This is a genomic window from Pedobacter alluvionis (genome assembly GCF_003664035.1).
GTDB lineage: Bacteria > Bacteroidota > Bacteroidia > Sphingobacteriales > Sphingobacteriaceae > Pedobacter > Pedobacter alluvionis.
Map to the genome: position 1 here is coordinate 61,418 of NZ_RCCK01000013.1, position 15,974 is coordinate 77,391.

Sequence of the window (15,974 nt, forward strand, 5' to 3'; positions counted from 1 at the left end):
AATCAACAAATAAAATAATAATGTTAGAATGAAAAGAATACAAATTCAATCATTCTCTCATACAATAATTCAAAATTTAAAAAATAATGTCAAAACAAGTAAAATATAACGTAGAAGCACGCGACGCCCTGAAAAGAGGTGTTGATATTCTTGCAAATGCAGTAAAAGTAACATTAGGTCCAAAAGGACGTAACGTAATTATCGATAAAAAATTCGGTTCACCAGCAATCACTAAAGATGGTGTTACTGTAGCGAAAGAAATCGAATTGAAAGATGCAGTTGAGAACATGGGTGCTCAAATGGTTAAAGAAGTAGCTTCAAAAACAGCTGATATTGCTGGTGATGGTACGACTACGGCTACTGTATTGGCTCAGGCAATTATCACTACAGGTATTAAAAACGTTGCTGCTGGCGCAAACCCAATGGATTTAAAACGTGGTATCGATAAAGCGGTTGCTGCTGTTGTAGAAAACTTAAAAGCACAATCGCAAGCTGTTGGCGAAGACAATAACAAAATTAAACAAGTTGCTTCTATTTCTGCGAACAACGATGAGGTTATCGGTTCGTTAATTGCAGAGGCAATGAGCAAAGTGGGTAAAGATGGTGTAATTACTGTTGAAGAAGCAAAAGGTACTGAAACTGAAGTTAAAACAGTAGAAGGTATGCAATTTGATAGAGGTTATTTATCTCCATACTTTGTGACCAATGCAGATAAAATGGAAGCTGAATTAGAAAATCCTTACATTTTAATCTACGACAAAAAAATCAGCAACATGAAAGAATTGTTGCCGGTTTTAGAAAAAACTGTTCAAACTGGTAAACCATTGGTAATCATTGCTGAAGATTTAGATGGCGAAGCTTTAGCTACTTTGGTAGTTAATAAAATCCGTGGTTCATTGAAAGTTGTTGCTGTTAAAGCTCCAGGATTTGGTGACAGAAGAAAAGCAATGTTAGAAGACATCGCGATCTTAACTGGTGGTATTGTAGTATCAGAAGAAAGAGGTTATAAATTAGAAAATGCTGATTTAACTTATTTAGGTTCTGCTGAGAAAGTTGTTGTTGATAAAGACAATACAACTGTAATTAATGGCGCTGGTAACTCAGAAGATATTAAATCTCGTGTTAGCCAAATTAAATCTCAGATCGAAACGACTACATCTGATTACGATAAAGAAAAATTACAAGAGCGTTTGGCTAAATTGGCTGGCGGTGTTGCAGTTCTTTATGTAGGTGCAGCTAGTGAAGTTGAAATGAAAGAGAAAAAAGACCGTGTTGATGATGCTTTACATGCAACCCGTGCGGCTGTAGAAGAAGGTATTGTTGCTGGTGGTGGTGTTGCTTTTATACGTGCTGTTGAAGCTTTAGCAAACCTAAAAGGTGCTAACGAGGATGAAAACACTGGTATCCAGATCATCCGTCGCGCGATTGAAGAGCCACTACGTCAAATTTGCGAAAACGCAGGTATTGAAGGCTCTATCGTAGTTCAAAAAGTTAAAGAAGGTACAGCCGATTTCGGTTATAATGCACGTACTGATGTTTACGAAAACTTAATTGGAGCAGGTGTTATTGATCCAACTAAAGTGAGCCGTGTAGCCTTAGAAAATGCAGCATCTATTGCAGCGATGTTATTAACTACAGAAGTTGTTTTAGCAGACGAACCTGAAGAAGGTGGTGCTCCAATGCCTCCAATGGGCGGCGGCGGTATGGGTGGTATGATGTAATACCCACTTGTAACGAAACGATTTCGTGTAAAAACCCCTCAAGGTATAATGCCTTGAGGGGTTTTTTATGCTAATAGCAGAAAAAAAGCTTTACCAAATCTATAACCTGCTCATTTAGTTTGTGGGTTACGAAAAGTATTTTCCAAATAGTTCAGATAGAGGCAGGGCAAATGGCCTGAGATGTTATGATTTTTATTAATTTGCCGTGATAATTCAAGGCAATGAACGAAATCATAGACCAAAACCATTTCATTACACAAAGTGAAATCAATAAATTTTTATTGGCTACCCTACTTTGCGGCATAATCGGTGCCGAACGCGAGTATAGAAGTAAATCTGCCGGACTCAAAACCATGATGATGATTGGTTTGGGAGCTGCCCTATTTACCATTTTATCTATCAAAATCGGGCCAACCAGTCAAGACCGTATTGCCTCGAACATTGTTACGGGAATAGGCTTTTTAGGTGCCGGAGTGATTTTCAAAGAAGAAAACCGCGTTAAAGGGCTCACCACAGCCTGTATTATCTGGATAGTTGCCGCAATTGGAATGGCTGTTGGATCAGGTTATTACGAGCAGGCCATTGGTGTTACGATTGTGGTTATACTGGCTTTGATTATCTTCCCATTTTTAGAAGAAATTGGCGACCGTCGTTTTACCAAGCGGATCTATCGCATTGTTAAAAAACAACATACACATGACGATTTAGAAAGTTATGAAGAAGTTTTCAGGGAAAGCAAGCTGAAACCGCAACGTGGCAAACATCAGTTGGTAAACAACATTATTACAGGAAACTGGACGGCTACCGGCACGCCACAAAACCACCAGAAATTTGTAGAGCGTATGCTAAAAGATGATGATATTATTGAGTTTGATTTTTAAACTACAAATGTTTCCTTAAAACCGCATCTTTCAGTTTCGGTATTTCTGCGATTTCTTTTTCCAAAAGTTTAATTTTTGCTTCAATTTTTTCAATCTCTAAAACTATTTTTTGTTGTTCGGAAAGTGGTGGAAGTGGGATTTTGTAGGATTTTAGAATTGTCCCGTTAATATTAGCCTGATTAATACTTTTAGACATTACTGAGAATCCATGATTTCTAATGGTTTCACTATTAAGAACATAATTTAGATAAACAGGTAAGATAATATCTTCTTTATAATTAACCCTAATGAGATATCCAGCAAAAATTGCAGGCTCATTGCTTTGATATATTCCCGATTTACCAACTAATTCTGGGCTGTTTGTTCGATTAAACAAAACGTCATTATATTTTAATGAATACTTCTTGTTTTCTTCTTCATCATTTGAATAAACCAAATCATCAAGCAAAATTCTCCCGTTTTGGATATTCCCCATTCTGATGACAGGAACAAGACCTTTTTTTTCGGACTTAGAAGAAGAACCGTATTCTGTAGAGTAACATATATTCCCTAGAAGTTCTAAAGAATAATCTGAAAATGATTTATTAATAATACTTTGAATTGTAAAATTCAAAGTACTTAGATCCTCTTTTGCTTTCTTTTCTTTTGTTTCTAAAACTTCAATTTCAGAAACTATTTTTTGTTGGATGCCTATTGGAGGAAATGGAATTTTTACATTCGATAAATCATCACTATATACATGTGGTTGTGCTTGTCCACGCTGTAAACCATAAATTTCACTTTGTATTGATTTTAAAAATAAATAAATCAATTTAGTCGAAATTTTATGTTCATCCTTTGAAATTATTGTATTGCAATCAGATGCAAAAATTGGCGTTTCAAAGTAGTTTACAAAACCAGCATTTGCACCCGACGCACTTATTGTTATAGTATTTGCATTCCGATTTGATTCATTATGAAAATATGCAGGCTCTTGACCGCCAGCAATAACTGGTATCATCCCCTTTACTGTTTTTTCTTTTGTAATGGATGTTCCTTTTTTTATTTGGGTAATTTCTCCTAATAATTGAAGTTTGTCTGTACCCCAAATCGATTCAAATTTTACTTTTTTTTTAACCGAAAGTGAGATGTTTTTTTCAAATTCGGCACGGTCAAAAGTCAGCATATCGACCAAGCTGTGGCGTGAGACATTGTTTAGCATCGTCTCATCAATTTCAAAATCAAAATCGCCCTGAAATGCCTTATAAATGTAAGTACTTGCTTTGGTTGGGTTGTCAAAAAATTCCGCGTCAAAAAGTTGAGTGCAATCTTCTATATTTTTACCCCTTTGAATCGGGTGAATTCCTTCACTTCCTCTGCGGTTAGAAAATTCGTAGCCTAAGAAACGTTTTTCGGCATCTTTTTCACCACTTTTTATTAATACTACTTTTTGTGGGTAGGCGATAATGAAATAATGGAGTTTATCCAACTCTTTTTCTAAAAGTAAATTCCAAAATGCTACATTGTTTTTGGCTTTTAATTTCTTTTGGTATTCTTTATAAATTTCGTGTTGAGTAATTGTTTTATTAGGCTCTTTTTTTAATAAAGAAATATAATCATCAAAAGAAATAGTTTCCCATACATAGTTGATGTATTTTGCAACTGGTTTTTCAATTCCATTTATGGTTAAATCCTGAAAACTCGTAAAGAATTTTTCTGTAGCAATTTTAATTTTACGACTCTCATAATTATTTTTTCTTCTCAAGAACAAAACAACTGTATTCGTACCAGTTGCCATAAAGGTATTAGAGCCTAATTCAGTAATTCCAACAATATCAAAATATTGCAAAATAATTTCTCGGGATTTAGAATAAATTCCTGTATTACTTAAAATTGAACTCGGCAAAATAATCCCTGCAACGCCACCATCTTTTAGCAATTGCATGGTACGCTCAATAAACAAACATTCAATTTCGGAGCTGTTATCAGTTAATTTACTATACAACTCAAATTCGTTTTGATTGTAATATTTTGAAGCATTATTTCTAAAAGCAGAAACCGAATATGGTGGATTCGATACAATTACATCAAACTGTTTATTTTCTTTAGGAAAATCTTTATCCCTATGGTTTAATTTTAGTTTATAATCATTGTGATTAAATCTGGCCAACCCATCAGAATGGATTACATTAGCCAATCCATCACCATGAAGATAACAGCCTACTTTGCCAACCTTAACCAGTCGGTAATCTTTTTCAATTCCGTATACATAATCAAAAGCCCAATCGAAATGAAACTGTTTAGACATTTGAATAAATCTTTTCACCTCTGCTTTTACCCCATTAAAATCACCTTTATCAATAATCCGTTGAACTTCGTGCATGGTTTCGGTAAGGAAATGACCACTTCCCGAAGCATAATCTATAACATAAGGTAAATATTCATTTTTCTCTCCTTTTTGAAGTTTCTCCTCAATAATTTTATCTAAAGGCAAACTTTTAATTACAAACTGGGCTACAGGAACAGGGGTGAAAAACTGGCCGCTTTCTTGTTTTAAACCTGTAGTTAATAACAACTCAAAAAAATCTGAAAGATATTGTTGCTTTTTTGTGTAACGAATTTTAAAATTTTGAAGTAACTCCACAATTTCCTTAACAACCACAGCATTATCGTTAAAAGATTCTTCATCATAAACGTCTTTTATAGCAAATTCATTGTTTTTTTCAAGACGGAGTTTTTTAATATCAGATAATATCGGAGCTCTTTGATCTTCAGTCAAATAAGAATATTTATTATTGAAATCTGTTTCAGAAAAATCAGTTACATTCTTTTCTAAAAATGCCTTCATGCCTTTTTTATACAGATCTGTAAGCCGTATTTGAAAACTTCTATGATTATCTTTTTCGTAAAATACACCATCATAAGTAAAGGGTGATTCAAACCACTGAAATTCTAGCTCTTGATCCGTACCTTCTTTGTCTTTTTCATCATATATTTTACATAAAAATAAAGTGAAAATTCTATTAAACGCATTGCCCTTATCCGAAACTACATTATGACGTAAAATCTCTAAAAAACGGTTAAAAATAAAACTGCTGTCTTCTTGACGAATTTCTTCAAGCTCTTTAATTGTTAAAGCCTTACTCTCAAAGTTGTATGGTCTTACCCAAGAATCAAAAACACCGTTATCTTTTGTTAGTTTATTCCATTTTTCGTAAAAATCTTTTACATCACCCGTTCTATAATCATCTTCAATTTTTACAATTTCATTTTTAAAAACAATTTCATCCCCTCTCAGTTCTGATGCATAAAGCATGATAACATCAGCCTTATTGCTAAACTTAAAATATGTGAATAATTGCCCGCCATCTTTTCTTATTTTGGCAAATTCCTTATCAAATTCTTTACCGTATGTTTTACATTCGATAAGAAGATACTCGGAGCCATCCTCACGGGTAACGCAAATGTCTAACCTCCCAGAGAAACCATGCCCAGCAGGATAAACCTTTTCAAGCGAGATGTTTTCGGGTTTATATCCTTTTTCTAAAAGTCTATTCAAACATTCCAGAACAACCCAATCCTCGGCTTTAGTAATATTCTGAACGTCTTTACCTTGAATCTTTAGTTTTCCCCCAAAGTGAAAAGTATTTTTTTCGAAATCAATTTCAATAGTAGTCCCATCCGAATATTTTCTTATAAATATCCCCAATGAGCCTTCTTTTGGTGTAAACCCTAATATAGTAGCGAAATCTTTTGTAGGCATTTTGATGTTTGGTATTAAACTAATAAAATTTTAAAAAAATCTTTAATTAAGTTTCTAACAACTAACAAAGATAGCTAAATTACTAATTTATTTAGCGAAAATTACATTTAAAATTTCAGTTTGCAAACCTAAGTAATTCCTCAAAAACTTATCATAGCTTTGTGTAACTATATTCATAATGATCAAGGAACAAATTTCAGTTTTCGATATTTTTAAAATAGGCATTGGCCCATCCAGCTCACATACTTTAGGTCCATGGCGGGCTGCGCAACAATTTACAGCTTCACTCGCGCTAAACAATTTGATTGATGATGTTGAGGGCATCAAAATATTGCTTTATGGTTCGCTTGCCAAAACAGGTAAAGGCCACGGAACGGATGTTGCTATTTTACTCGGTTTAACAGGAGCTGATCCCGTAACTTTTGATGTAGACGCGGTCACTCCTACTTTCGAAAGTATCCAACGCGATAAAAAACTGAACCTTGCTGGTAATTTAATTATCGATTTTGATTATAATGAAGATTTACTCTTTCTTTTTGCCGAAAGTTTGCCCTTCCATCCAAATGCCGTTACTTTTCAGGCATTTTTAAAAGAAGGAAAAGCTTTTTCAGAAACCTACTATTCTATTGGTGGTGGTTTTGTAATCAAAGAGGGCGAAGACAATAGCAATAAAGCCCAGGTAGACCTTCCCTTTCCGGTAGAAAAAGCAAAAGAACTGTTGCACTGGTGCCTGTCAACAGGTTTAAAAGTGAGCGAAATTGTAATGGAAAACGAATTGGCCTGGCGTACTGAAGCAGAGACAAAAAAAGGTATTCTACAACATTTCGCCGTAATGCGCGATTGTATTTACCGTGGTTGTCATACCACAGGCTTTTTACCAGGTGGTTTAAATGTAGCACGACGGGCATTTCCACTAAATAAACGGTTAATTGGAAAAAGTGAATATTCTGATTATAATAGCTGGTTAGAAGCCATTAGAAAAGGTGGAAACGGTTTTAATTATATTTTAGATTGGGTAAGCTGTTTTGCCTTAGCCGTTAATGAAGAAAACGCATCTTTTGGTCGTGTAGTAACTGCCCCTACCAACGGTGCTGCAGGGGTAATTCCAGCCGTATTACAATATTTTATTACCTTTTGCGACGGCTATAGCGAAGAAAAAATCATCCAGTTTATTGCCTGTGCTTCAGAAATTGGTAGTATTTTCAAAAAAGGAGCAACCATATCAGCCGCTATGGGTGGTTGTCAGGCCGAAATTGGCGTTTCCTCAGCCATGGCTGCCGCAGCGCTAACGGAATGTTTAGGCGGCTCGCAAAGACAGGTTTTAATGGCCGCAGAAATTGCCATGGAACATCACCTGGGTTTAACCTGCGATCCGATTGGCGGTTTAGTACAGATCCCTTGTATCGAAAGAAACACCATGGGCGCCATTAAGGCCATTACAGCTAGTCAGCTGGCGCTACAAAGCAATCCTGATAAGGCAAAAGTAAGTTTAGATGCTGTGGTAAATACGATGTGGGAAACTGCCCTCGACATGAATGCCAAATACAAAGAAACATCTGATGGAGGCTTGGCAACCAATATTCCGATCAGTTTGCCAGAATGTTAATTCAACATTGTTGCAATAAAATGACTGATGTTATCGTTTTATTACAAACTTTCCGTTGACAAATCAACAAGTATTTTTACATTCGCTGACTTTATTAATTATTCATAAAAAATGATCAACTACACAAAAATCAGTGTGATTGGTTTGGCTTTGTCGTTATCTATATCAGCGACTTATGCGCAAGACAATCTCGTTAATTCTTTAAAAAACAACCAAAGCGAAAACAGTACCGCTTCTTTTAAATTTACAGAAGTGATTAACCTGGCCAATACACCAGTTCAGAATCAAGGATCTTCAGGAACTTGCTGGAGTTATTCTACCAACTCATTTTTAGAATCAGAAATGATTAAAGCTGGTAAACAGCCAGTAACCTTATCTCAGCTTTTTTCGGCCCGTAATGCCTATGTAGAAAAAGGTAAAAATTATGTGCGTATGCATGGTGCGGTTTCATTAGGCGATGGTGGCGCTTTACACGATGTAATCAATATGTATAGAAAATATGGCGCAGTTCCGCAGGAAGTATACACCGGATTAAATTATGGCACTAAAATCAATAAAACCGCAGAGCTTGGCGATATTGAAAAAGGTGTTTTAGAAGCTGTTGTAAAAAATGCAAATGGCGAGTTAACTCCAAACTGGTTAAAGGCCTACACAGGCGTAATTGATGCTTATTTAGGTGCTGTACCTGAAAACTTTACCTACAATGGCAAAAAATACACACCAAAAACTTTCGCTCAGGAAGTGGTGGGTTTAAACGCCGATAACTATGTAGAACTTTCATCATTCAACGATCATCCTTTCTACAGCAAGTTTACTTTATTAGTGCCTGATAACTGGTCTTTCGATCAGGTTTACAACGTTAAAGTAAACGAGTTAACTGACATTATTGATAACGCTTTAAAAGGTGGTTACACTGTTGCATGGGCTACAGATGTAAGCGAAAAAAACTTCAGCTGGAAAAACGGTGTGGCTTTTGTTCCGCAAACACCTTTCGCTGACATGACCGTGAAACAAAAAGCAGAAATGTTTAACGGCCCGCAGCCAGAAATGGAAATTACGCAGGAGAACCGTCAGCTTGCTTTCGATAACTATCAAACCACAGATGATCATGGTATGCACATTGTCGGCCTGGCCAAAGATCAAACAGGTAAAGAATATTATATCGTTAAAAACTCCTGGGGTGCTACCAACGATTATAAAGGATACTTATACGTAACTAAAAACTACGTAAAGTATAAAACGACAGCAATTTTATTAAATAAAGCAGGTATTCCATCTGCAATTGCTAAAAAATTAGCTTTGTAATTCAATCAAAATCATTTGTGGAGCCGCAGAAGAAATTTTGCGGCTTTTTTGTTGGTTTTAACCGCAAAGGGCGCGAAAGTTTTCGCAAAGAGCGCAAAGAATAATGGATGATGGATAAGCGTTTGAGGAAGTTTAGTTGAGACTCCGACAGAATGATCGTCATTCCCGCGCAGGCGGGAATCTTAAAGCTTATTACGTTAGGATTTCCAATCAAGTTGGGAATGACGATTCCTCGCAATATATTAATTCATTAAAATCTCCTGTCATTTGCATTGGTTTTATACAATAAATATCCCTTAGGGTGACATATCGAATTAAGTTTAAGCCCTTATCTGTGTTCATCCTTTTTATCTGTGGTTAAAGCCCACAAAAAGTTTTTGTGATCTTGTGCCTTCTCTTTACACACTCTGCGGTTAAACCGGGATAATTTAAACCAGCCCAGAATAAGTCAACACCAACCACCATAAACCTGTAGTAATAAACGAAAGCAATATCCCGATTCCAACCACCAGATTAGAAAGCTTCGGATTAAGGTTATACTGATCAGCTACTACGCCAGCGGTCAGCAGCGTTGGCATAGCCATTTCGAAAATGGTTATTTTGGTAATGATTCCGTTCATATTTAAAGCGAGTGCGATAATTAATATTACCAATGGCGCTAAAATCAATTTATACAATAAAGCAAAGCTGATGTGTTGCAACTCGCTAAACCAACCGCCAAATTTTAGTTGTAAACCTATCGAAAACAATGCCAGTGGACCAACCGTTCCCGCCAGTTTATCGAACAATGGATCTAACGAAGAAACATCAATAAAGCGTGGTAGGGTTAGTGCCAGCACACAACCAATAAGCGGCGGAAAGGTCAATACCTTTTTCAGCACTACTTTCGGGTTTAACTTTTGATGCTGTGAAGAGCGGATAGCTACAATTACACCAATGGTAGATAAAAGCATAAAGGTAACCTGATCGCAGATAATGGCAATAGCCAGTTCCTTTTCACTGAAATAAGCCACAATTAAAGGGAAACCTACAAATGAAGTATTGCTTAAAGAACTGGTGAGTTTTAAGCCGCCGGAAGTGGCTTTGCTCATATTCCGGATACGGCTATACAGGGTAATAAATAACCAACCCAAAAGCCAGACACAAATTGGTGCCAGTGCAGGAAACAATAGATCCTTAGTCCAGGTAATGTGTGGCAGATATTTAAAAGAAACAGCGGGTAGCGCTATGTAGATTATCCAGGCATTAATGCCTTTGTGTGCATCTTTAGGCAGCGATTTACTTTTTCTGAAAAGAATCCCCGCCAAAATACATAAACCTATAAGAATGAAGTTTGCCATTGCTTAGCGCAAAGATAATTTATAAACCAAAACGCCAATAAGAATACTTATGGCGTTTTAAATAATTTATACCGAAGGTTTTGGTTTTTTCTTTTTGTTCCAAACCTTTTTCTTGCCCTTATTTTGAGGTCTCTTTTCTTCCACATGCGTAATTTCCATTGCAGCTATGCTTTCTGGCAGTGGCATCCGGGGAACTTCTTTCTCAATTAATTTTTCGATGTTATCAAACTTCCGCTTATCTCTTCCGTTAACCAATGTAATGGCCGTTCCTTTGGTTGCAGCTCTTGCTGTACGGCCAATACGGTGTACGTAATCAGCAGGATCGCCAGGAACATCATAATTGATGACCAGGTCGATTCCCTCTACATCGATTCCGCGGGATAATACATCTGTTCCGATTAAAATCGGTAATCTACGGTTTTTGAAAGCCAGTAAAATATCTTCACGTTCCTTTTGCCCCAAATCGGAGTGAAAAGCTTCGGCTTTAATACCCAATCCCTTAAAAGTTTTGTATAAGGCTTTTACTTTTTCCTTTGTCGAAACGAAAATAATACTGCTCTTGTATTGTCCGCTTTTAAAAATATCGGTTAATAAGGCCTGTTTCTGCTGGTCGTGAATGTTATAAGCTTGCTGATCGATTCCCTCAGCAGGTTTAGCAATTGAAATGGTAATCTGCTTCGGTTCATGCAAGATCTTACCTGCCATGGTTCTTATTTTCGGCGCCATCGTAGCTGAGAACAAAAGCGTTTGCCTTTTCTTTGGCAGGTAACTAATAATGCGAACAATGTCGTCGTAAAAGCCCATATCCAACATCCTATCTGCTTCATCCAAAATCAAATGCTGCAAATGCTCCAGTTTTAACACACCTGAAGATAAATGAGCCATTAATCTGCCCGGAGTGGCAATAATAATATCCACACCATCGCGCATAGAACGTTTTTGCTGCTCATAAGCAATACCGTCTCCCCCACCGTAAACGGCTAAAGAACTGATATTGGTAAAATAAGCCAGGGCTTCTACCTGTAAATCGATCTGTTGTGCAAGCTCGCGTGTTGGCGCCAGGATTAAAGTATTATTATGTCTATCAACAGCTTTGCTAATTTTATCCATTACGGGTAAAAGGTAGCTGGCCGTTTTTCCTGTACCGGTTTGAGCGCAGGCAATCAGATCATGATTATCTAAAATTACCGGGATGGCTTGTTCTTGTATTGGAGTAGCGCTTTTATACCCCATAGCCATTAAGCCTTCGTATAAATCGGGGTTAAAATTAAAGTCGTTAAAATTCAATCTATTGTGTTTATGTCTTTTAGCAAAAGTACCTTAAAATACCGCTAATAGCAAACCCGATTTCAATATCCGTTTGCTCAGCAATTTGAAAGGCATTATAAAACAAGTTCTTCCCGTTTACTATAAAACAAAATAGCCCCAACTGTTTTAAACAATCGGGGCCTGGAAATTATAATAGACGAAACTTAGTCTACCAGAATATCTTTTTCTGGTGTATTCGTTTCAGGGTTTTTAGGTAGTGTAACCTTCAAAATTCCATCAGCATAACTGGCTGAAATATTTTCTACTAAGACCTTTCCGTTTAAGCCAAAAGCTCTTTCGAAAGTGCCGTTGCTATATTCTCTACGGCTATACTTTTTGGCCGAATCGGCTTCTTCTTTAGGTTGGTAAGAAATGGTTAATACATCATCTTTGGTAACCACCTTTAAGTTTTCTTTAACCAAAGCAGGCGCAAAAAGCTCAATAATAAAGCTGGTTTCTGTTTCTTCAATGTTAGCCGGTACTTTTCTAAAGCCCTGGTTAAACATGCTGTGTTTATGGTGACCGAAAGGACCACCAAAATGTCTTCCAAATCTTCCCTCTCCTGCGCCGAAGCGACTATGCATCTTGCCCGAATGGCATCTATGTTCTTTGTACATTGTTTTTAATTTTAATTGTTATTTATTCTTTTTATTTATCGGCCTGGGCCAATATTAATTATGAAGCACTTGCTCCGTTTTAGGGATACCCAACAGCTGTGTAATGATATTTGCATAGGGATAGGATGGCGAAAAAACCGCGTAATCAAATTTCAAACCCCTTATCTGAACCAAAATATCGTCGATAAATTTCATTGGCTCAAGCAGTGCGCTGATTAATCCGGATTTAGGTTTCTCTTCTTCATCAACAACCTTTTGTCCTTGAAAAACACTCAGCTCCTGATTGTAGGCTTTAAAGTCAGCACCGATTTGTTCTATAGGAGCTTTAAATTCATCCGAGCTAAAGAAAGTAACTTTCTCACCCCGGGCAATCAGTTCGTTGGCCATACCTAAAATCGGACTAACATCGGCCTGAGATGGATCGCTTAAAAAAAGTACCTGTGACATAATGTTATCTTTTTACTTGGTTTATACTGTCGGCAGGGCTAATCATGGTATCATCCATTTTTCTGCTATGGTGACTGTAACTATGGTTTCTATAATGTTCTTGCTGGCAATCGTCATGATAATACCTGTTTTTAAAATCTAACCGATCGCGGTATCCATGCTGAATGGCCAGTACATTTAAGCTGTAAAAAGTTCCTGCAGCAACAGCCAATGCCAATAATATTCTAAATGCTCTCATGGCGGTTAATAATTTACATTAATGTTGTTAACTGTTCCATTGCCTTGTACGGTTGGCCTGTACCATTGGTTATCGATCGGCACAATTGGGTTATAATGGTTTTCGAAACCGTTAAAGCGGCTATGAAAATAATGGCGACGCCTACCGATAAAGATCCTGAACATTAAACCGATCAGCATGATGGCCAATATAAATTTGAATACAAATGGTATGAAGAAAGCGACTGCTCCAAGTACAATCCCGAATCCTATGGTTTTTAATATTTTTTTCATCTTTTTATATTATGTTTTTATTTGTGATGAAGCTATCATGATTTCTCCCGTTATTTTGGGTTTTGAAAATCATGATGGTTTCATCTTTTATAATTTTAAAGCACTGTAATCAATTCACCTTAAACAAGTTGAATTAGCAATACTGTTGTTTTTGTTATTTATATAGGAAGACGAAGCAAGATTATTTTTACTTTAAATTATTTTGATTTTTTTTATTTCTTAGGGACTTTGTCATCCTGAACGCAGTGAAGGATCTTTTTAGTAGATTAACTCGTCGGTCGGTGAGACACCAACCGATAGAATAATGTCATCCTGAGCGTAGTCGAAGGATCTTTTAGTAGATAATCCTTTCAGTCGGTGAGACATCAACCAATAGAAATCTTTGGGTAATATAGTCCAAAGATCTCTCCACTCCGCGTTGCTGCGGTCGAGATGACGAATTCGCGGAGAGACTTTCAAGATGTTTAGAATAACGCAAAAATAGATAAACAAAAAAGCCCCGAATTAATCGAGGCTTCCAAACTATTCCTTATTACGGTGGTGGCCCCATCCGCCACATCTCCGCTTGTATTCTTCCTTAAATTTTACGCGCTCCTCTTCGTTCATCGAATCCCATTTGGCACGCATTCCCCTGGCGCGCTCACGGAAACCATTATGTCCTCCATGAGCACCTTTATTAAAGTTCCCAAAAAGTAACCTGCACAGCACAAGTAAACCGAGAGCTTGCCAATAATTAAGTTTGCCTGCATGTGCCACCTCAGGTAAAATCCAATTCCATAAAAACATAACCACATAACCCAATACCGCTGCAATAAGCACCGCTACGGGCAAAAAGAAAATAAATTTCTTGCGCCGATTAAAATTTCTATTCATCATGTCTGCAAATTTAATAGTTAATAAATTCCTGATATAAATTTTGTAAACGGTTACGCAGGTGTTTTACCGCATAACCCTTTCTTGATATTAATGTTTTAATATTCTCTCCGCTTTCATCTGCCAGTTCCTGAAAAGTACGTTCCTCCAATTCGTTCTGAACAAACACATAGCGTTGATTTTCGGGCAGCTCTTCCAAGGCTAAAAACAGTTGATCCCAGAATAGTTTTTTCAAACTTTCCTCTTCAGGCGAATAAGCCTCGGCAAGTAAAATTTCTTTAAAATTGATTTCGCCGTCTTCACCTTCGAAAGTGAAATCTTCTAACGATTCTTCTTTTTGTTTACGGTATTTATCGGTGATTTTATTTCTTGCCACGCGGTATAGCCAGCCACTAATCTGCTCAATGGCGCCAGCCTCGGGTTGGTTGCTAAGTTGAAACCAAACATCCTGTAAAATATCTTCTGCATCCTCATCCGTATTCACCCTTCCACGGATGAAACTGAATAAGCGCTTACCATAATTGGCAACCGTTGAAATGATATTTTGAGGTTCGTTTGTTGGCACTAAATTTTACTTAACAACCCAGTAAACGGATGAAACTCAATATTACTTTAAATTTTCTTTATTTTTTTCAGAAAATGGATTTTTACAGATCAAAAGAACCTGATTTTTAGCATCTTATATCGATTATTTTTTAAGTAATCCTTCGTATAGTTTTAGATAAGTTGGTGCTGCAATGCCAAATTTTTCGGCCTCCCGCACAATATAGCCTGTTAACGACTCAACCTCTGTTTGTGGATTCTGATTGAGATAATCGCGGTGCATGGATGAGGTAACCTCGTAGGGCATCGATTTCATCGTATTTAATGTCTTGCACGAAATTTCATCACTAATTTTTACGCCTTTAGCAAGGGCAAGGTTTTTCACCTCTTCAATTAGCTTTAGAACAGTTTCAGTATTTTCTTCGAGTACCTTGCCGATAGTGCTATCGAAATAAGATGTAGAGGTAGCCGCAGGAGAAATAAATATAAATTTTTCCCAGATGGCGGTAGAGATTTTATCCGAAACCGTTACATCAATTCCTGCATCAAACATTAAATCTTTCAGGTGTAAAACCGCTTCGCCTATTGGTCCATCCATTCCAAAAGATAACTTCTGGATGTTGCCAGAATTTTCGATGATACCCGGCGATTTAATTTTGGAAACAATAAATGCACAGCCTTTTAAAACGTTTACATGAGGCAGAATTTCTAGAATCTCATCGCTCGCACTAACGCCGTTTAAAAGCGGCAATAATATCGTGTTATGGCCGATTAAAGGCTTTAGCTTTTCGATGGTTTGTTTTAAATCGTAGCTTTTAGTGCAGATGATAATATAATCGGCCATGCCAACTTTACTATAATCATCGGTAGCCAAATGTGGCTGAGTTACAAAACTTTCGTCTCCATTTATTACAGTTAAGCCCTTGTATTGGATCTCCTTTAAATGTTCACCACGGGCAACAAAAACAACTTCTACGTTCTTTCCATCAGCGTATTGCTTAGACAGTAAACCTCCGAAATACCCACCTACACCACCAATTCCGACAATAACAATTCTTGTTTTATTTAGCATGTTAACCTA

At 36.9% G+C, this 15,974-nt stretch carries 14 protein-coding genes; 4 read left to right on the forward strand and 10 right to left on the reverse strand.

What is annotated here, in order from left to right; all coding sequences use genetic code 11:
* Positions 1–86 precede the first annotated feature (86 nt).
* Together groL and BCL90_RS17040 are read left to right on the forward strand one after the other, a co-directional pair.
* A complete protein-coding gene (gene groL / locus BCL90_RS17035; RefSeq protein ID WP_121285214.1) occupies positions 87–1,721 on the forward strand; it encodes a chaperonin GroEL in 1,635 nt (544 codons plus the stop codon).
* A 221-nt stretch (positions 1,722–1,942) separates the two neighbouring features.
* Positions 1,943–2,602: an MgtC/SapB family protein gene (locus BCL90_RS17040; protein ID WP_121285215.1), complete on the forward strand. Its 660-nt coding sequence runs from the start codon at positions 1,943–1,945 to the stop codon at positions 2,600–2,602.
* A gap of 1 nt (position 2,603) precedes the next feature.
* Here the strand turns inward: BCL90_RS17040 and BCL90_RS17045 are convergent, their stop codons facing one another.
* The gene (locus BCL90_RS17045) at positions 2,604–6,344 is read right to left on the reverse strand and encodes a restriction endonuclease subunit S (RefSeq protein WP_121285216.1); all 3,741 of its coding nucleotides are present in this window, start codon (positions 6,342–6,344) and stop codon (positions 2,604–2,606) included.
* A 178-nt stretch (positions 6,345–6,522) separates the two neighbouring features.
* Between BCL90_RS17045 and BCL90_RS17050 the strand changes: the two genes are divergently transcribed.
* Both BCL90_RS17050 and BCL90_RS17055 read left to right on the forward strand, forming a co-directional pair.
* On the forward strand, positions 6,523–7,950 hold the full coding sequence (locus BCL90_RS17050; RefSeq protein WP_121285217.1) for an L-serine ammonia-lyase: 1,428 nt from the start codon (positions 6,523–6,525) through the stop codon (positions 7,948–7,950).
* Positions 7,951–8,061: 111 nt separating this feature from the next.
* Entirely contained in the window at positions 8,062–9,255 is a 1,194-nt protein-coding gene (locus BCL90_RS17055) for a C1 family peptidase (RefSeq protein ID WP_121285218.1), read from the forward strand.
* 428 nt (positions 9,256–9,683) lie between these two features.
* On the opposite strand, the gene BCL90_RS17060 is transcribed toward BCL90_RS17055, so the two are convergent.
* The 9 genes from BCL90_RS17060 to BCL90_RS17100 form a co-directional block, all read right to left on the reverse strand.
* Positions 9,684–10,595, reverse strand: a complete 912-nt coding sequence (locus BCL90_RS17060; protein ID WP_121285219.1) for an AEC family transporter — start codon at positions 10,593–10,595, stop codon at positions 9,684–9,686.
* A 66-nt stretch (positions 10,596–10,661) separates the two neighbouring features.
* Entirely contained in the window at positions 10,662–11,882 is a 1,221-nt protein-coding gene (locus BCL90_RS17065; RefSeq protein ID WP_208529775.1) for a DEAD/DEAH box helicase, read from the reverse strand.
* A gap of 185 nt (positions 11,883–12,067) precedes the next feature.
* Complete coding sequence (locus BCL90_RS17070; RefSeq protein WP_121285220.1) at positions 12,068–12,520, reverse strand: Hsp20/alpha crystallin family protein; 453 nt, start codon at positions 12,518–12,520, stop codon at positions 12,068–12,070.
* Positions 12,521–12,574: 54 nt separating this feature from the next.
* Complete coding sequence (locus BCL90_RS17075; RefSeq protein WP_121285221.1) at positions 12,575–12,967, reverse strand: glycosyltransferase; 393 nt, start codon at positions 12,965–12,967, stop codon at positions 12,575–12,577.
* A gap of 4 nt (positions 12,968–12,971) precedes the next feature.
* Complete coding sequence (locus tag BCL90_RS17080; RefSeq protein ID WP_121285222.1) at positions 12,972–13,205, reverse strand: hypothetical protein; 234 nt, start codon at positions 13,203–13,205, stop codon at positions 12,972–12,974.
* Between the two features lie 5 nt (positions 13,206–13,210).
* Positions 13,211–13,477, reverse strand: a complete 267-nt coding sequence (locus tag BCL90_RS25440; RefSeq protein ID WP_134380369.1) for a hypothetical protein — start codon at positions 13,475–13,477, stop codon at positions 13,211–13,213.
* Positions 13,478–13,999: 522 nt separating this feature from the next.
* Complete coding sequence (locus tag BCL90_RS17090) at positions 14,000–14,353, reverse strand: hypothetical protein (protein WP_208529774.1); 354 nt, start codon at positions 14,351–14,353, stop codon at positions 14,000–14,002.
* A 10-nt stretch (positions 14,354–14,363) separates the two neighbouring features.
* Entirely contained in the window at positions 14,364–14,915 is a 552-nt protein-coding gene (locus BCL90_RS17095; RefSeq protein WP_057933206.1) for an RNA polymerase sigma factor, read from the reverse strand.
* 123 nt (positions 14,916–15,038) lie between these two features.
* Entirely contained in the window at positions 15,039–15,965 is a 927-nt protein-coding gene (locus tag BCL90_RS17100; protein ID WP_121285224.1) for a ketopantoate reductase family protein, read from the reverse strand.
* Between the last annotated feature and the right edge of the window lie 9 nt (positions 15,966–15,974).